Origin of the sequence: Bacillus sp. PPSBB_11 (assembly GCF_038023285.1) — a bacterium.
In the GTDB taxonomy this organism is placed as follows: Bacteria; Bacillota; Bacilli; order Bacillales; family Bacillaceae; genus Bacillus; species Bacillus altitudinis.
This window is the reverse complement of record NZ_CP150633.1, coordinates 3,242,126-3,259,781: the sequence shown is the minus strand read 5'-3', so window position 1 is coordinate 3,259,781 and position 17,656 is coordinate 3,242,126. Positions and strand designations below refer to the sequence as shown.

18 protein-coding genes and 1 pseudogene are annotated in these 17,656 nt (G+C 39.8%); 16 read left to right on the top strand and 3 right to left on the bottom strand.

The annotated features are described in order from the left end of the window. Positions 1–132 precede the first annotated feature (132 nt). The 3 genes from V7L95_RS15930 to V7L95_RS15920 are packed head-to-tail and all read left to right on the top strand — an operon-like array spanning position 133 to position 1,765. Positions 133–558, top strand: a complete 426-nt coding sequence (locus tag V7L95_RS15930; RefSeq protein WP_008343684.1) for a DMT family transporter — start codon at positions 133–135, stop codon at positions 556–558. Between the two features lie 13 nt (positions 559–571). Further along, positions 572–1,258: a Crp/Fnr family transcriptional regulator gene (locus V7L95_RS15925; RefSeq protein WP_017359527.1), complete on the top strand. Its 687-nt coding sequence runs from the start codon at positions 572–574 to the stop codon at positions 1,256–1,258. Between the two features lie 21 nt (positions 1,259–1,279). Then, the gene (locus V7L95_RS15920; protein ID WP_017359528.1) at positions 1,280–1,765 is read left to right on the top strand and encodes a DMT family transporter; all 486 of its coding nucleotides are present in this window, start codon (positions 1,280–1,282) and stop codon (positions 1,763–1,765) included. Between the two features lie 12 nt (positions 1,766–1,777). Here V7L95_RS15920 and V7L95_RS15915 read toward each other — a convergent pair whose 3' ends face one another. Beyond that, on the bottom strand, positions 1,778–3,184 hold the full coding sequence (locus V7L95_RS15915; protein WP_144716662.1) for a phospholipase D family protein: 1,407 nt from the start codon (positions 3,182–3,184) through the stop codon (positions 1,778–1,780). 160 nt (positions 3,185–3,344) lie between these two features. On the opposite strand from V7L95_RS15915, the gene V7L95_RS15910 reads away from it, so the two are divergent. The 5 genes from V7L95_RS15910 (at position 3,345) to V7L95_RS15890 (ending at position 7,940) form a co-directional block, all read left to right on the top strand. Then, positions 3,345–4,121, top strand: coding sequence for a MurR/RpiR family transcriptional regulator (locus V7L95_RS15910; protein ID WP_007499235.1), 777 nt, complete (start codon positions 3,345–3,347; stop codon positions 4,119–4,121). Positions 4,122–4,251: 130 nt separating this feature from the next. Then, positions 4,252–5,166 (top strand): 1-phosphofructokinase, encoded by a 915-nt coding sequence (gene pfkB, locus V7L95_RS15905; protein ID WP_025207450.1) that lies wholly within the window; start codon positions 4,252–4,254, stop codon positions 5,164–5,166. A gap of 12 nt (positions 5,167–5,178) precedes the next feature. Continuing rightward, positions 5,179–6,594 (top strand): PTS fructose transporter subunit IIBC, encoded by a 1,416-nt coding sequence (locus V7L95_RS15900; protein WP_035704496.1) that lies wholly within the window; start codon positions 5,179–5,181, stop codon positions 6,592–6,594. Between the two features lie 15 nt (positions 6,595–6,609). Beyond that, entirely contained in the window at positions 6,610–7,068 is a 459-nt protein-coding gene (locus V7L95_RS15895) for a fructose PTS transporter subunit IIA (protein WP_025207448.1), read from the top strand. 2 nt (positions 7,069–7,070) lie between these two features. Then, entirely contained in the window at positions 7,071–7,940 is an 870-nt protein-coding gene (locus tag V7L95_RS15890; RefSeq protein WP_073414085.1) for a class II fructose-bisphosphate aldolase, read from the top strand. Positions 7,941–7,981: 41 nt separating this feature from the next. On the opposite strand, the gene V7L95_RS15885 is transcribed toward V7L95_RS15890, so the two are convergent. Further along, positions 7,982–9,505 (bottom strand): MDR family MFS transporter, encoded by a 1,524-nt coding sequence (locus V7L95_RS15885; protein WP_017359534.1) that lies wholly within the window; start codon positions 9,503–9,505, stop codon positions 7,982–7,984. Positions 9,506–9,675: 170 nt separating this feature from the next. On the opposite strand from V7L95_RS15885, the gene V7L95_RS15880 reads away from it, so the two are divergent. The 3 genes and pseudogenes from V7L95_RS15880 to V7L95_RS15870 all read left to right on the top strand — a co-directional run bounded on the left by V7L95_RS15880 (position 9,676) and on the right by V7L95_RS15870 (position 10,858). Beyond that, positions 9,676–10,095: a MarR family transcriptional regulator gene (locus tag V7L95_RS15880; protein ID WP_050805674.1), complete on the top strand. Its 420-nt coding sequence runs from the start codon at positions 9,676–9,678 to the stop codon at positions 10,093–10,095. A gap of 23 nt (positions 10,096–10,118) precedes the next feature. Beyond that, positions 10,119–10,266, top strand: a pseudogene (locus tag V7L95_RS15875) (transposase); the annotation flags it as partial. Between the two features lie 118 nt (positions 10,267–10,384). Next, positions 10,385–10,858, top strand: a complete 474-nt coding sequence (locus V7L95_RS15870) for a GNAT family N-acetyltransferase (protein WP_017359536.1) — start codon at positions 10,385–10,387, stop codon at positions 10,856–10,858. A gap of 284 nt (positions 10,859–11,142) precedes the next feature. On the opposite strand, the gene V7L95_RS15865 is transcribed toward V7L95_RS15870, so the two are convergent. After that, complete coding sequence (locus tag V7L95_RS15865; protein ID WP_056703187.1) at positions 11,143–12,519, bottom strand: PLP-dependent aminotransferase family protein; 1,377 nt, start codon at positions 12,517–12,519, stop codon at positions 11,143–11,145. Between the two features lie 108 nt (positions 12,520–12,627). On the opposite strand from V7L95_RS15865, the gene V7L95_RS15860 reads away from it, so the two are divergent. From V7L95_RS15860 to V7L95_RS15840, 5 genes are all read left to right on the top strand, one after another. Continuing rightward, positions 12,628–13,071 (top strand): GNAT family N-acetyltransferase, encoded by a 444-nt coding sequence (locus V7L95_RS15860; protein ID WP_008343718.1) that lies wholly within the window; start codon positions 12,628–12,630, stop codon positions 13,069–13,071. A gap of 199 nt (positions 13,072–13,270) precedes the next feature. Then, complete coding sequence (locus V7L95_RS15855) at positions 13,271–13,711, top strand: hypothetical protein (protein WP_008343720.1); 441 nt, start codon at positions 13,271–13,273, stop codon at positions 13,709–13,711. 287 nt (positions 13,712–13,998) lie between these two features. Then, the gene (locus tag V7L95_RS15850; protein WP_340969068.1) at positions 13,999–16,071 is read left to right on the top strand and encodes a BglG family transcription antiterminator; all 2,073 of its coding nucleotides are present in this window, start codon (positions 13,999–14,001) and stop codon (positions 16,069–16,071) included. A 15-nt stretch (positions 16,072–16,086) separates the two neighbouring features. Further along, complete coding sequence (locus tag V7L95_RS15845; protein ID WP_017359544.1) at positions 16,087–16,353, top strand: PTS sugar transporter subunit IIB; 267 nt, start codon at positions 16,087–16,089, stop codon at positions 16,351–16,353. Positions 16,354–16,379: 26 nt separating this feature from the next. Next, positions 16,380–17,642, top strand: coding sequence for a PTS ascorbate transporter subunit IIC (locus V7L95_RS15840; RefSeq protein ID WP_144741000.1), 1,263 nt, complete (start codon positions 16,380–16,382; stop codon positions 17,640–17,642). Positions 17,643–17,656 lie beyond the last annotated feature (14 nt).

Genomic DNA, 17,656 nt, shown 5'->3' with positions numbered 1-17,656 from the left:
ATCTAAAACGGAGAAACTGTAAAAGGGAAAGTTTCTGATATAATACGCAAAGTGGGACATATGTCCTTTTCAACATGAGGGCATCTATCATTTAATGGAACTAGACTGAAAAAAGAAGGAGCTTTTGAACGAATGAAAGGTGTTATTTTCGCATTATTAGGAGGCGCTTGTATTACACTGCAAGGCGTAGCCAACGCCAGAATTAGTCAAGATATCGGGACGTGGCAGGCAGCAACGATCACGCAGCTGACAGGGTTTATCATCTCTCTCGTCATTTTACTCATCGTACGGGATGGCCACTTTAAGGAATACAAAAAAGTGCAGCCTCTTTATTTAATTGGAGGTGCATTTGCAGCCATTATTATCTTTAATGAGGTCACTGCCATTCAAATCATTGGGGTGACACTCACCATCGCTGCTTTACTTATCGCACAGCTTGCGTTTACCTTTGCCATCGATGCAAAAGGATGGTTTGGTGTTCAGAAGAAAAAAATGAAATGGCCCCATTATGCAGGCATCTTTTTAATGATTGCAGGCGTCATCATCTTAAAACTATAAAGGAGGGCATCAGATGGAGGAGCTGCATGATGAATCTCTTTTTTCCTCTTATATGAAGATGCATCAGTTACAGAATGTCTTTCATCAAAAACTCATCTCACATGTGAGCTTGTGGCGTTATCAGCAAGGTGAGCTGATTTGTTCAAAAGGGGATGAAAGGGAGTATATGTACTTGCTGGTGAAAGGAAAATTAAAGATTTTCACCACCACAAAGGAAGGAAAAACGTTTATTCTTTGCTTTAAAAACCCTCTTGAAGCGATTGGAGATATTGAATACGTTCAGCAGACAGATATGGTCAATACAGTTGAAGCCGTTACAGAAGTACATATGCTCAGGATTTCTCATCAAGCCCTCATGCGGCATGCAAAGGACGATCCACGAGTTTTAGCCTTTTTGCTCAAGGGCATCACAAACAAATTTTATACAAAATCAAATGATTTAAGCTTCCACCTTTTATACCCTGTAGAGGTCAGGCTTGCAAGCTATTTATTGTCTGTTTTAACAGGTGATGATGACGCGCACGCACGCACGCTTCGCCTCACGGATGCAGCGAGCTTAATTGGAACAAGCTACCGCCATATTAATCGGGTCATTCAGCAGTTCCAAGAAAAAGGGCTGATTGAAAGGCGAAGAGGAAAGATTACGATTTGTGATCAAAAAGGGCTTTTAGAAATAGCAGAACACAACATTTATGAATAGAAGAAACGAAGGGACTTATATATGATCATAGGAATAATATTAGCTGTCACTGCTGGGGCACTTGTCAGCTTACAAACCATTTTTAATAGTAAAGTCAATGAGCATACAGGCTCTTGGTCAACAACGACGCTAGTTCTAGGAATGGGCTTTATCGCTTCACTTTTGATGGGTCTTTTGTTAGAAGGAACCGGCATGTTTCAATTAAGGCATATGGAAGCCTGGTACTGGATAAGCGGAGCCATCGGGGTAGGCGTTGTCATCTGTCTTGTTCAGAGCATCAAACGTCTCGGTCCCACTTATGGAATCTCGATTGTTCTCACCTCCCAGCTAGGTTGTGCGCTTCTATTTGATTCGCTTGGCTGGCTTGGGTTAGAAAAAGTAACATTTTCTTTTACAAAATTATTAGGTGTACTTGTCATTGTGGCAGGAATCCTCGTATTTAAGTTAACCAAGTTTGAACCAGTAGAAGAGGAGCAGTCAAAAGAAAAAGGGCTGCCACAAAAGTAGCTGCCCTTTTATTTAAATCAACCGCCGCCATAAAACCGTTATGGTAGATAAACCAGTTAAAAGGAGCCTTTTCATGAAAGGCTTTTTTTTCTGTCCATAGTCGCTTGCTTTATATTCTGTTCGATCTTTCGCTACGAGAACACTATAAGCGATTTTTCGTTCGATTGCTTCCGTAAGAGATAACGCAAATGGTGCACTATCAATCACCAAAATCGATTCAGTATTTAAAAAGCTGGATCTTGCATCTAGATTATATGTTCCAATAATACTTAAGTTATCATCAATGACCATTGATTTGGCGTGAATTGAATACGGACCTTGATATTCATACAAATGAACACCTGTTTTCATCAATTCCTTTTTCGTGCTTAAATATCCTGCAAATGCTAAAGGGTTTGGTGTCGCTGTAAGAGAATTCGTCACGATCGTCGTTTGAATATCACTTGGTAATGGCGTGAGCCCGTCTTTCATTGGCCGTGTCGGTATGACATAAGGCGTCTGGATCAGAACCGAACGCTTTGACCGCTGTGCGAGATCGTTTAACTTTTTCAAGACGAGCGGACGTTTATTTAAGCGTTCCACTGGATTTGTGAAAAATGCAATCTGCTTTGCACGAATGGCGTCTTTTGCCCAATCATATGTGGACGTGACAAAGGGTTCTTTTGTACGAATGGCTTCCTGATAAGATCGAAGTAGCTGTTTTCTTAGCTTTTTTCCTTTTTTCGCTTTTGCCTTGGAAAATACATCTTTTGTTCTTTTCGTAAAATCATGATTCCACAAATAAACGAAATACTGCTCCATTTCATCTAATACTTTTCCTTTTTTGGCGTTGTACAGCAGCACATCTCGGTCATACGCAAAGTCTTTCGGCGGCTGATCTGCAAAGTATTTATCACCAATATTTCTGCCGCCCATGACAGCGACCCTGCCATCTGCCAAAAGAAGCTTATCGTGAAGGCGGTTATGCCACGTCCATGGCTTGAACAAACGAAAAGGCTCATAAAAACGAATGGCCATATTCGGATGATTCGCCACAGCATAACGCAAATGCTTCAGCGGTCCACGCAGGCTATGGCAAATGCCATCTAACAACAGCTGAACTTTTACTCCTCGATCAGCCGCTTCAATTAAAGCACCAAGCACCCATTCGGCGGTTTTTCCTTTTTGAATGGAATAATAACTCAAACGAATGTTCTTTTTAGCCTCGCGAATCATTTGAACTCTCACTTGACCTGATTCAAACCCGTCATCAAGCAGCATGACTTGATTTATGCCTTGGTCGTCTCCTGAGATGGAAGAAGCTTTATAGATGCAATGTTCTTTACATGTTTTTTGAAACGGTAAATAAAACAAGACAAATGCGGTCAAAAATACATACACCACATATAAAAAGATCAGAAAAAACAAGAATTGAAGCACAGTGATCAACTCCTTTCACACAAACCGTTCTTTTTCTTAGCTTATGTTAAAAACAAAATTTCACTCATCCAGCTTTCTAATAAAAAATACAGGATAAAAGAATCATCTTGTTTTCATAGGGCATTTAATTATAGTATGAAATGAGTAAGGGGGAATCGCATTGAATGAACCATTATTTAATATACCAAGTGATGTGTATCAAACGTTAAGTGAAACAGAACGTTATTTACTGCATTATATTCACCAGCATTTAGAGGATATCTCCACCTTATCCATCGTCACATTAAGTGAAAGAGCCAACGTGTCGACGGCGACCATTGTCAGACTGATGAAGAAAATCGGATACAACGGCTATACATCCTTTAAATATCGATTGAAACAAGAAAAGAAAATGACAGATGATAGTGATCAACTAAAAAATATTGACGAAGACATCAAACTAGCCATTCGAAAAAATGAAGAAGAGGTCTTAAAGACGATTCAACTGCAAAGTATTGGGCAAATTGAGGATGCAGTTCAAAAAATCCACGATGCGGACAAAATTTATATTTTTGGCAGAGGCTTTTCAGAGATGATCGCCAAAGAGATGACCATCAAATTGCAGCTCATCGGGAAAACATGTGAAGTTCATGACGACCCGAATATCATTCGGCTCAAATCGCGTGACATTGATAAAAACGAACTTGCCATCTTTGTTTCATTAAATGGAGAAACGTCTGAACTAGTAGAAGCCTGCCAAAACCTCAGTATGAAGCAGGTCACGACCATTACGGTCACAACGAGAATTGATTCTACATTAAGTAAAATATCAGATATGACACTCGTCGGATATAAAGGGGAACAATCATTCTTCCCAGATTATGAAGTCAGGTCCCGCCTGTCGCTTCATGTCATTGCCCGCATTTTACTAGACGCCTATGTGATTCGGATGAAATAAACACTCAAAAAGCCTTCCACACTTTATGATGGGAGGCTTTTTACCGTGAAAACCTTTACACAATCTGAAAACATTTTCACTGAATCGTATGAGATACTTTCTTTAGAGAAAAGAAAGAAGGTGAAACCAATTGATTTATACCTGCACCTTAAATCCTGCTATTGACCTATATATTGCATTAAAAGAAATGCGGGCAGATACAGTCAACCGTACGGAAGATGAAGATTATCAGCCGAATGGAAAAGGTGTTAATGTCTCCATTATGCTAAAGAAATATGGCTTCACCAGCACTGCATTAGGATTTATTGCTGGGTTTTCAGGTTCATATATTGAACAATCGTTAAAAGATCTTTCCATTCAAACCGATTTTATCCCAGTGGATGGGATTACACGCATTAATGTATTTATTAACACAACGGAAGAATACAAGCTTGTGAATCAAGGACCCGCTATTGAGGCAAAAGCGCTTGATGCCTTTCGCGAAAAAATCTCGACCATTCCAAAAGGCAGCATCTTCATTATGTCAGGCAGTCTGCCTAAAGGCGTTCCTGCTAGCATTTTCTCAGAGATAGCCGCTATTTGTCATCAAAACAACGTGAAATTTATTTTAGACACAAGCTCTAAAGCGGTTTTAGAGACTCTTCAGTACAAACCATATTTACTAAAACCAAATGAAGAAGAGATTGCCGCATTTTTTGGAAAAACCCACCGTTTATCAGAAACAGAACTCGTTGAATCAGGACGAAAGCTGATCGAGATGGGTGCAGAGCAAGTACTCATTTCCCGAGGAGGAGAAGGTGCACTATTCCTTACAAATGAAGCCGTATTAAAAGGAAATGCACCAATAGGAACGGTCGTAAACACGGCTTGTTCTGGTGATGCCATGCTCGCTGCATTCCTAAGTAAACAGCTGGAAGGACAACCACATGAAGAATGCTTACGCTACGGCATTGCAACAGGGGCATCTACCGCCTTTTCAAAAGGGTTAAGTGATTTACATGACATTGATTCATTAATTGAGCAAATACACATTCAGAACATATAAGGGGGAGTTCACATGAGCCGCAAGAAAATTGTCGCTGCCACTGGCTGTCCAACAGGCATTGCGCACACATTTATGGCAGCTGAGGCATTAAAAATCGCAGCTGAGCAATTAGGGGTCGACATCAAAGTTGAAACGCATGGTCAAGTAGGAATTGAAAACGCTTTAACGGATCAAGACATTTTGGAGGCCGATGGTGTCATTGTCGCTGCTGACAAAGATGTGAATACAGATCGTTTTCACGGCAAACCACTCATTGAAGTACCTGTAGCAAAGGGTATCCGCACACCAAATGAACTGATTCAAGGCATTATCAATGGAGAAGCCCCCGTTCATCAAGTGAAAGGAAGAGCTTCTGGAACAGAAAAACCATCTGCGCCTTCATTAGCTCAACAAAAGTCAGCGAATAAGTGGATACACACCATCTATAAGCATTTAATGAACGGTGTATCACACATGCTTCCATTTGTTGTTGGGGGCGGGGTCTTAATTGCTTTATCTTTTCTATTCGGTATTTACTCAGCTGATCCTCAGCATGAAACGTATCATCCGTTTGCTGCCTACTTGAAAAACATTGGCGGACTCGGCTTTAGCTTAATGGTGCCTATTTTAGCAGCATTTATCGCTGATTCAATCGCGAAACGCCCAGGGATGGTTGTCGGATTTATCGGTGGCTTGCTTGCAAACGATGGAGGCGCTGGATTCTTAGGTGGTATTATCGCAGGTTTTGCAGCAGGGTATATCATCGTACTTCTTCAATTCCTGCTTCAAAAATTACCAGCATCACTTGACGGATTAAAATCAATTTTCATCTATCCTGTTATCGGTATTTTCTTAATTGGGGCTGTCATGACCCCGCTATTAGTTCCAATCACAGGGCTAAATCATTCATTAATGGATTTTCTCTCATCAGTTCAATCCACAAATCCATTGCTTTTAGGTTTAATTGTTGGAGCCATGTGTGGATTTGATATGGGAGGACCTTTTAACAAAGCAGCCTATGTCACAGGAACGGCTTTACTCGCAGAAGGTAACCTTTACTTCATGGCAGGGGTGTCAGCAGCATGTATCACACCACCGCTTATCATTGCGATTGCCACAACGATTTTCCGAAAACATTTTACACCACAAGAACGAAATGCTGGGATGATCAACTATATTCTCGGAGCGACTCATATTACCGAAGGAGCCATTCCATTTGCAGCAAAAAACCCAGTCGTTGTCCTGCCAATTATCATGTTTGGTTCCGCCATCTCTGCTATATTGACGTATCTCTTTGGCGTACAGGTTCCTGCTCCGCATGGTGGATTCCTTGTCCTTCCAGTCGTCACAGGCGCATTTCAGTGGGTGCTTTCCATACTCATCGGCTCACTTGTAGGTGCGATTCTATACGGACTTTACCGCAAGAAAATAGACAAACCCGCAGTTTAATAGGGAGGAAGAGAAATGATGGAACATATTTATATGAATCTACATGAAACAGCTTCTTCACAGGCTGGCGTTTTCGCAGCCATAGCTGACATTGCCGCTGAAGCAGGTATTTCTACATCTCCTGAGGCAGTCAAAAAAGGACTAGCTGAAAGAGAAGCTCTGAGTACAACCGGCTTTCAAGATGGATTTGCCATTCCGCATACACAGTCAGACGCCATCACAAAACCGGCACTCGTCATCGTCCGTACAGAAACCGGAATCGAATGGGACGCTTTTGATGGGAAGCCTTGCTTTTTCTTCTTATCCTTGCTCATTCCAAAAAGTGAAGCAGGAACCACTCACTTACAAGCACTTTCTGCTCTTTCACGCGGATTAATGGATGAAATGAAACGGCAAAAACTGCTCGAAACAAGAACAAATGAAGAAATGCTCGCTGTATTAAAAACAGATATTTTGACGAGAGAGGATGTTTGACCATGCCTTTACTTTCCACAACACCTATGCTTGAAGCAGCAAAAAAAGAAAAATACGGAATTGTCGCATTCAATGTACATTCCTTTGATAGTATTTACTGGGTACTTGAAACGGCAGCTGAATTAAAATCACCTGTCATTTTGCAAACAACGGTTGGCACGGTCCAATCGCTTGGCGCAAAAGCCATTGCAGATACAGTAAAGGCGGCAGCTGATCAATACCAAATACCAATCGGCCTTCATCTCGATCATTGCACTGATTTTGATGTGATTCTTACTTGTATACGAGCAGGATATACATCCGTGATGATCGATGCTTCCATGCATTCATATGAAGAAAATGTACGCCGCACAAAAGAAGTGGTTGACCTTGCCTTAAAAGTAGGTGTGAATGTAGAAGCCGAGTTAGGCAAGGTAGGCGGGGTAGAAGATGATATTGTCGTGGATGAAAAAGATGCTGAAAAAGCCATTCCATCAGAATGCCGTCAATTTGTAGAAGAAACTGGTGTACCTACTTTAGCACCTGCGATCGGCACGGCCCACGGCATCTATAAAGGGGTGCCGGATATCGACTTTGAGCGCATTGAACAAATTGCAGCTCTTGTCGATGTGCCGCTTGTCCTTCATGGTGGTTCAGCTGTACCAGATGAGGATGTCAAAAGATGTGTTGCACTCGGTATGGCAAAGGTCAATGTGTCCACTGAACTGAAAAATGCATACTCTGAAGCGATTCGTGATCATTTCTCAAACGAACCTGAAAGCTTAGATCCGCGTATGTATTTACAAAAAGCAAAACAAGCAGCCAAAGACATGGTCACATCTAAAATAAAGATCGTTGGCAGTGAAGGAAAAGCCCAACTTTTATATCAATAAGATGAAAAAAAGCAGAGCCGCATCGCTCTGCTTTTTTCACATTATTCGCTTTCTTTCATTTCATTTGATGTACGTACTCGTGCATTTCCCATAAATACGACCGTAATCGCCGCAAGTGCAATCGGGAATAAAGCAATCATAAATACATACGTAATACTTTGTGACATCGCATCAATCACTTTATTTAAAATATCAGGCGGAATTTGTGAGCGTGCCCCCTCTTGGAAAATGGCTTGTGGATCACCAACTTGAGAAGAAGCTCCTTTCATTCCGCTAAAAGCATCTGCTAAACGATTTGTCAGGACATTGGTTTGAATCGTTCCAAAAATCGTCACGCCTAAAGTCATCCCAAGTGATCTCATGAACGAATTGGTAGAATTAGCACTGCCGCGGTAGCGCGGAGAGAGATCATTCATTGAAGCAGATGGCAGAAGGGAGAAGCTAAATCCAACACCAAAACCTGAAATCATCATAAAGAGCGTAAGCCACAATCTTGCTGTATCAGGCGACATATTGGCAAGCAGCAGCATCCCAGCAAAAAATGAAATCACAGAGATGGTCATTAATCGTCTAAAAGGTACTTTCGTCTGCATCGTTCCACCAATCATACTGCCAATCACGGACCCAATCATCATCGGTGTTAAAATAAACCCAGCACTTGTTGCAGATTCACCGTACACTGCCTGGACGAAGATAGGAATAAAGACAGCTAGAATAATAAACGTCCCGCCATATAAAAACGCCAAAATTTGAGATGTCGCAAACAGACGATTTTTAAACATCCAAAATGAAATAATCGGTTCTTCTGCCTTCCGTTCAACAATGAAGAAGATGGTGCCGAAGACAACAAACACAGCAAATAGTGTCAAGATTTGAACAGAATCCCATGCATACGATTTACCGCCAAGCTCAAGGGCGAACATTAAACTGACAACCGCAACGACAAGTGTAATGGCACCTGACCAGTCAATTTTCTGCTTACGATGCTCGAGCGATTCTTGATAAAATTTGGCGATCAAGAACACACTGACGATACCAATTGGTACGTTAATATAAAACACCCAATGCCAGCCGATCGAATCCGTAATAATTGCTCCTAACAGCGGTCCTAATACACTGGATAGACCAAAAACTGCACCAAACATACCGGACATTTTCCCGCGCTTTTCTGGCGGGAAGATATCAAAGATAATCGTGAAAGCGATCGGAAGAAGAGCACCGCCTCCAAGTCCTTGAATCGCACGGTAAATAATAAGCTGATCCATCGTTTGTGCGATGCCGCACAGCGCAGATCCAATTAAAAAGAAAATAAGTCCAAACAGAAAAAAACGCTTTCGACCATACATATCTGAAAGCTTTCCATAAATCGGCATACCGGCCATCACTGCCACCATATAAGAAGCAGTCACCCAAGCAAATTTATCAAAACTGCCCAAATCGGCGACGATGCTTCCCATTGCTGTTGCGACAATGGTGTTGTCCATCGCTGCCATAAAAATCCCTAACAGCAAACCGATGACAACAAAGCGAGTGGATGCCTTGCCTTTATGATCCACGTTATTCATTTCATTTACCTCCTGCTTACGTTCTCTTCACTTTTTTGCTATGATCAAGTTAATTATAAAGTAAGAGAACATTTATCTTGATGATCAAGATAAATTGATTTTAAAGGGAGGAGAACAAGTTGTCAACAAAGAACGAGGCAGAAGATCGAGCGGACCAGATCATTCATACGATGAGACGCCTTGCTACACGAACAGTCCTATTTCACCAAGCAGCCGCTCAATCGCTCGGCCTTTTCCCAACAGATCTCAAATCAGCAGATTTGTTAAACGAACTTGGACCACTCACAGCAGGTGAATTAAGTGAAAAAACCGGTCTTAGCTCAGGTGCGGTAACCGCTCTCATTGACCGGTTAGAAAAAGCAGGCTACGTCAAAAGGGAGAAGGACCCAAAAGACAAGCGAAGAGTCATCATTGTTCCATTAACGGCTGGGAAATCACAAGTGAAGGAACTCTTTCAATCTTTATCGGCATCCACCAAAAAACTCACAAATGAATACAAGCCAGAAGAATTGGATTTAATCATTCAATTTATTTCAGAAGCAGCTGAAATCATGGATCAAGAGCTGCAATTGCTTAAGTCTAAATCGTAAGAAAGCACACTGATGCGTTAACTACACCGAAATAAGTAAAGCGAGAAATGAACGAAAACAACAAAGATGCTCTCATTGCATCTCTAAAAAAACAAAAAGTTGGAAGAGGAAAATAGGCAATTAAGAGAGCAACTGAAAGTAGCATATGCAGATGTCTATAAAAATTTATAAGAGAGAACAACGTTCACCCTCCTTCAACTAACGGAGCAGTATAGCGCAAGAAGAAGTTGCTGAAATAATGATAAGTATATTAGGATGCTTATCCTAAAAAGGGGAGGTATAACAGAAAGTGGAGATTATAAAGTTTAAGGAAACTGATACAAAAGAGATTATTTCATTGTTTTATGAAACAGTTCATTCCGTAAATTCAAAAGATTATTCCCAAGTACAATTGGATGCTTGGGCACCAAGAGATGAAAAAGAATCTAAAATGAATTCTTGGAAGGAATCATTGAGTCAAAATATAACATTTGTTGCTAAAGTGAATGGTAAAGTTGTTGGTTTTAGCGATTTAACGCATACCGGGTACTTAGATAGACTATTCGTTCATAAAGATTATCAAGGACAAGGTATAGCCACAGCTTTAGTTGATATGCTCGAATCTGAGGCAAAGAAACTAAAGCTTTTAGAAATTGATACCGAAGCAAGTATTACAGCTAAGCCATTTTTTGAACATCTAGGTTACAAAATTGTTTGTTCACAAACTGTGGAAAAAAAGGGGGTTAAGTTGGCTAATTTTAAAATGCTAAAAAAAATAAAATAATCATTTTTTTGTTATGCTAACAGGTGCGTTAGTTTAAAAAGAAAGGGTATAACATATTCGTCATATAAAATATGTTATACCCTTTTATTTATTTAACTTTTTTCAATAGTAGAAAAGATATAATACATTGCAGAGGTGATTCAATGAATGATAGGTCCAGTTATTTAAAGAAGTTAGAAGATTTTTTAGGTGGGACATTTCATCAAGATATTGATTCGCCAGAGGAAGCGTTAGATGAGTTTATCCATCTAAGTTACAAAAAAACCTCCAATGAACCACCAATCTTATTCCCATGCTTCTTTTAATAAACAAATACCTCTTTCGATTTGTTCAAGAGAAAGGTTTGCGAAACCGAGCAGTATGTGCGGTTGTACAGGTGGATTTTCGATAAATAAATGACTTGTTGGATACACTTTAACATGCTGTTGAAGAGCTTTTTCAATTAATTCTTTTTCGGAATAGGGAGTGTGTATACGTAACATGATATATAACCCTGCATTGTCACCAATGATCTCAATTTGTTTTCCAAATAAATGTTGAACTTGTTGTACCAATAAATTCATTTTCCTTTTATAAGTATTGCGCATACGCTTAATATGTTTTGTCCATTCACCACTTTTCATAAATTCAGTCATGGTCAGTTGGTGCAATAACGAAGCATTATGTTCGAAATGTTCAAATTTGCTCATATAGATATTGATTAATGAATCAGGTAACACCATATATGCTAATCGTATAGCTGGTAGAAATGCTTTTGAAAACGTACCAAAATAAATGACATGTGCAGCATCTAAAGAGGCTAAAGCAGGAAATGGTTTTTGTCCATATCGAAATTCTCCATCGTAATCGTCCTCTAATAAGAAACCGTTATTTGATCGTACCCATTGAATCAATTCAATTCTTTGTTGAATCGATAGTGCAGTACCAGTAGGATATTGATGTGAAGGTGTTATGTACAATAATTTCCCGCTTTTATTTACGAGTGAGTCCAATAATACACCTTGTTTTGATGCAGGAATACTTTCAATCTCAAATCCATGTAAATGACAGACCTCACGTACACCGCTATAACCAGGGTTTTCAACAATCATACTAGAAAAACGTTCTTTTAATAGAAATCCCAAATACAACAGTAGTTGCTGTGTATTACTTCCAACGATCATATTTTTGGGGTTAATGATCATACCTCTGGCTTGAAATAAATAATCAGCCAGTTCTTGTTTAAACCCCGGTTCTCCAAAAGGATCTCCGTATTGAAAGCTAATGGATTGCTGCAGCACTTTGTTGGAAATTTGCCGCCAGACTTTTAAAGGGAATTGTTCCTCATCAACAGTACTTGCTTTGAAATCAATGAAATCGATCAATTGTATTGGTTCATTTCTAGGTACTTCTGGAATAGAGGTTTGAAGAAATATCGGTTCAAATTCATTGACACTATAGCTTTTACGCTCATTGGCTTGAATATATCCTTCAGCTAATAATTGATCATATGCTTGTAGTGTAGTGTGGCGACTAACACCTAGGTCATTGGCTAGTGAACGAATGGAAGGAAGATTTTCTCCTGTTTTTAACTTTCCCTCCTCGATTAATTTTTTAAATTGCTCATAAATTTGTTTATATTTTGGTTGATTGGCACTGAAAGGGAAAATATAATGTTTCATTTCTTCATTCCTCCCTTCTGACATTTAATAAAGTATAAATCTGTACATTTTTACATGTCAGAATATCAATTATTATACTACTAATTGATATGAAAAGGGGATAGAAGAGTGGATATAGTAAGAGCTCATGAAAATGATTTAAAACAAGTTTCGGTTCTATTTGATCAATATCGCCAATTTTATAAACAGACTTCTAATATAGAAGGTGCTTATCATTTTCTAGTGGAACGATACCGTAAACAAGAGTCTATTTTGTTTGTTGCAAAGCAAGGTGAACAATATGTAGGATTTGTACAACTGTATCCCACATTTTCATCTGTTGCGATGAAAGATGCGTTCATTTTAAATGATTTGTTTGTTATAAACGATTTTCGTCAAAAGGGGGTAGGTAAGCAATTGATGAAAAAAGCATTTTCATTTGCAAACGATAAAGGAGCCAGATTTATCTGTTTAGAAACAGCGACTTCTAATATAAAAGCACAACAATTGTATGAAAAAATGGGCATGACAAGCGATTCTTCAACTCAGCACTATATTTATTATTGGGATTGAACACAGAAGAATGAAGTTTTGGTATGGCAGAAAATTCAATATAACTCGGTCAAAAAAAGATGAATATGCTTTGTCAGAGACGGATCAGCAAGCTACAATGGCATTGTACACTGAATTGTTTGCAACAAAATGACAAAACAGCGATTCCTATGGATTTTGACAAGAAAGACTTTAAAAAACACAAAGGGGGGTAATTTTATTGAATTCTTATGATGAAGATCTAATAAAGGATTTGGAATTAAAAGACCTTCTTAAATATGTCAAAGTACATAAAAATCCAAAAATTTATTTAGACTTAATAGAACAAAAATTTGATTTTGCTGGTTCAAAAATAGATTGGTTACAAACCAATAAACATTATAGTAAGAGCTCAAATCATGAATCGTTACTTTCTGATGCTCTTCTCTTTATAACTGAATTAAAAGAAAAATATTTAGATAATAACTTACAAGTAATTTACATAGGGGATAACCTTACAGAGTTTGGGTACCAGTTTGAATTAAAACATCTAGAAGAGTTACTAGTCTATTTTTTAGATATCCCACAGCACCACTACTTTATATCATTAGAAGGTGATTGGAGTATTTGTATTTCATTTGAAAACGATTTGGATTTCGGATTTAGTTTAAACAAAAAATAAGTTTAAGCGTCACATATAGGAAAAATAAAAAATGAATAAGAAGTGAAAAAACCTTGACTGGCTTTATACCATTCTAGGTTTTTTGCGTTTATTCGTCCTCAAACACGTAAAAGAAGACAAAGAGCTCTTTGTATACAAGTCTCAAAGCACACTCAAACGAGTGTGCTTTTTCTTATAACAAAGAACACCCAAAAACCTGCACAACATTTACTGAAAACATTTGGACTTCTTTGACGCATGCGAGTTGATTAGACTTATAACCAAAGGGAAGAGGGGAGGGATTCCAACTGCACTTAACCAAAAGGGGCACGACTTTATTATCGATGCTGCTTCACACGACCACTTATCTATCAATTGAAGATTTACAGAATCGACTGAATGTCTCTACTCGAACGGTCTACGCTGAAATCAAACGAATGAATAGTTGGCTGGAAACCCATCAGCTTAGTGGCGTCCAGCGAAAAGATCAACGAGGCTACTATTTACATCCACACGAGAAAGAAGTCATTATCGAAAAAGCTGACACCGTTCTTGTCGGTCATGACTATGAACCATGTGTAAAAGAAAGACGTGCCATCTTGCTCCTATCCATTGCATGCAGTGAGAAGCATCTAAAAATTGATGATTTTATGGAGATGACGAAGGTAAGCCGCAATACACTGCTTGAAGATATGAAACAACTAAAAGAAGCACTTTCAAAACAGCAGCTTACACTTCATTATCAGGCGGCCAGTGGCTATTTAATTTCAGGAGAAGAAAGAACAATTCGGTTGGCGCTGAAACCTTATATTCATTTCATTCGCACCATGATAAAAAATGAAAAAACGTTTCCATCGGTTTGGTTAAAGGGTCCTATCTCATATAAGAGAATACATGCTCTCCTTCAACAGTCCGAACAAGATCTGAAGCTTGAGTTTGCAGATGACATGCTGGATCAGCTGTCTATGGATCTCTTTTTCTGCTTCAAACGGATGAAGCTAGGACGTGCTGTACACATTTCAACAGAAGAAAAACGGACATTGCAGGAAACAGATGAATGCTTGGCTGCTATTCGTTTCATGGCGCAAATACAAAAAGAAACCAGTCTTTTGGTTCATGATGATGAAATCTATTTTCTTAGTACGCTATGGCTCAGTGCCAAAAAACAAAAACTTCCAACAAGTCAAAAACCAGAAGAACATCTCATTCGAACCATTGCGAGGCAAATGATCATTGACTTTCAGCGTTATGCGTGTATTTCCTTCCAGGAAGTAGAAGTCTTGGAACAAAACTTAACCATGCATTTAATTCCGGCCTATTATAGGCTCATCTATCACATTGATATCATCAATGAATTAACAGATTCCATTAAACATGCACAGCCAGAGGTGTTTGACATCACGCAAAAGGTTGCTTGCCATTTAGAGAAGGCGACCTGTTCAAAGATGAGCGATCATGAAATTGCCTATGTGGCGATGCATTTTGGCGGCTGGATGAGAAGAGAAGGGATTTCATCGATTGCGAAACGTTCTGTTTACATTGTCTGCGGAGAAGGAATTGGCACCAGTCACATGCTGAAAACGCAGCTTCTTGAATTAATCGGCTACATCGACATACGCGGACTGTTATCAAAACGTTCATATGAAGAATTAACATCCATTGATGCCGACTTTGTTGTGTCAACGACACCTATATCGTTTAAAGGAAAACCTGTTCATCTCGTGCACCCGATTCTCACTGCTTATGAGAAAAAAACATTGCTTCAATATGGAGAAGGCTCAGAACCTAAGCTTGATGAGCACCATGTGAATGCTTTATTCAATATCATTCAGCAGCATACCATCGTTCAAAATGAAAAAGCATTGCTTCATGACCTGAAGGAGCTGCTTCATCCGACATATGTATCACACCAGAAAGGGTGGAAACCAGTGTTAAACGATTTATTAACAGAAGAAACCATTCAGCTCCAGCAAACAGCAGACACATGGCAGGAGGCCATTACAAAAGCAGCGCAGCCTTTGCTTGATCAACAAGCGATTCAGGAAAGTTATGTGAAAGCGATGATCCAGTCTGTTCATCAAAATGGCCCTTATATTGTGATTGCGCCACAAGTGGCGATTCCGCATGCCAGACCAGAAGATGGCGTGAACAAATTAAGCATGTCACTTATGTCATGTCATCAGCCCGTTTCCTTTTCAAAGGATGGAAAAAAGCAAGTTCGGCTCATCATTGTATTAGCTGCCATTGACAGTATGACCCACCTGAAAGCACTCAAACAGCTGACGATGCTGTTAAGTGAAGAAAAACGGGTGAGACAATTGATTGAAGCAGAGGAATTAGCAGCCATTCAACAATTAATCAATCGATTTTCACAAGTATAAAGGAGGAAAAAGAGAATGAAAAAAATTCTAGTTGTATGCGGAAACGGTTTAGGAAGCAGCTTTATTGTTGAAATGAATGTCAAAAAAGCATTAGAAGAATTAGGACTTTTAGCGGAAGTGGATCACACCGATCTCAGTACAAGCAAAAATGAACAAGCAGACCTCTATATCGGCGCAACAGACATTATCGATCAGCTGGATGACGGCACAAGAAAGGTCGCTGGATTAAATAACTTGTTAGACCAGGAAGCCATTAAAGACGTCCTTCGTAAACACATATAATCGACGGAAAAAGGGGGATTCACATCATGATAGAACTGATCATGAACGATATATTGGGCACACCCGCAATTCTCATCGGTTTGTTTGCACTGGCTGGTTTACTTTTGCAGAAAAAGTCAGCTGCCGATACTGTATCAGGCACCTTAAAAACAACAATGGGTTTTTTAATATTAGGAGCGGGCGCCACAGTCGTATCTGATTCACTTGGGGTTTTCAGGAAGATGTTTGAAGCAGCCTTTCACATTCAAGGGGTTGTCCCAAATACAGATGCCATGGCAGCCATTGCCCAAAAGGAATTCGGTACACAGACAGCGCTCATTATGATTTTTGGTATGGTGGTCAATTTGCTTTTGGCAAAATTCACACCCTTTAAATACGTCTTTTTAACTGGTCATCATACGCTATATATGGCGGCTATGCTTGCAGTCGTTCTGTCAACAGCCGGCATGCAAGGAACGCTGCTGATCATCACTGGTTCAATCGTATTAGGTGCAGCGATGGTCATTGCTCCCGCAATCCTTCAGCCGTTTACAAGGAAAGTCACTGGAAGTGATGATCTGGCGCTCGGTCATTTCAGTACGTTCGGCTATTTTACAGCGGGAATGATCGGCAAATGGGTCGGGCGCCCAGAGAAATCAACGGAAACCATTCAAGTGCCTAAATCACTCGGTTTTCTAAGAGATACATCGGTGGCCATCTCCATTACGATGGCTTTGCTTTTCTTTGCGATTGCACCGTTTGCGGGAATTTCATATATAGAAAACATTAGTGGTGGTACGAACTTTGCTGTCTTCATTCTCATTCAGGCCATTACCTTTGCTGCTGGGGTGTACATTATTTTAGCAGGTGTACGGATGGCAATCGGGGAAATTGTGCCTGCTTTCAAAGGGATTGCCGATCGTTTCGTCAAAGGGGCAAAGCCGGCACTTGATGCACCAACTGTTTTCCCATTTGCTCCAAATGCGGTGATCATCGGTTTTTTATGCAGTTTTGCTGGAGGCATCGTGTCTATTTTCCTTCTTCCTTTGTTTGGTTTAACTGTCATTGTTCCTGGACTTGTGCCGCACTTTTTCTGCGGTGCGACAGCGGGCGTATATGGCAATGCAACAGGGGGAGTGAGAGGTGCAGTCGCCGGTTCCTTTGTGAATGGAATACTCCTTTCATTTTTACCAGCTTGTTTACTTCCTGTGTTAGGCACTCTTGGCTTTGAAGGGACAACATTTGGCGATACAGACTTCGGTATCATTGGAATCTTGATTGGATTGATCAAATTTTTATTTCATCTTTAAAAAGGAGGCATTTC

Coding starts and splice junctions, on each gene's coding strand:
- V7L95_RS15865 (WP_056703187.1), bottom strand. CDS start 12,519: ATGAAACATTATATTTTCCCTTTCAGTGCCAATCAACCAAAATATAAA.
- V7L95_RS15900 (WP_035704496.1), top strand. CDS start 5,179: ATGAGCCGCAAGAAAATTGTCGCTGCCACTGGCTGTCCAACAGGCATT.
- V7L95_RS15840 (WP_144741000.1), top strand. CDS start 16,380: ATGATAGAACTGATCATGAACGATATATTGGGCACACCCGCAATTCTC.
- V7L95_RS15920 (WP_017359528.1), top strand. CDS start 1,280: ATGATCATAGGAATAATATTAGCTGTCACTGCTGGGGCACTTGTCAGC.
- V7L95_RS15930 (WP_008343684.1), top strand. CDS start 133: ATGAAAGGTGTTATTTTCGCATTATTAGGAGGCGCTTGTATTACACTG.
- V7L95_RS15925 (WP_017359527.1), top strand. CDS start 572: ATGGAGGAGCTGCATGATGAATCTCTTTTTTCCTCTTATATGAAGATG.
- V7L95_RS15885 (WP_017359534.1), bottom strand. CDS start 9,505: ATGAATAACGTGGATCATAAAGGCAAGGCATCCACTCGCTTTGTTGTC.
- V7L95_RS15895 (WP_025207448.1), top strand. CDS start 6,610: ATGATGGAACATATTTATATGAATCTACATGAAACAGCTTCTTCACAG.
- V7L95_RS15845 (WP_017359544.1), top strand. CDS start 16,087: ATGAAAAAAATTCTAGTTGTATGCGGAAACGGTTTAGGAAGCAGCTTT.
- V7L95_RS15890 (WP_073414085.1), top strand. CDS start 7,071: ATGCCTTTACTTTCCACAACACCTATGCTTGAAGCAGCAAAAAAAGAA.
- V7L95_RS15880 (WP_050805674.1), top strand. CDS start 9,676: ATGAGACGCCTTGCTACACGAACAGTCCTATTTCACCAAGCAGCCGCT.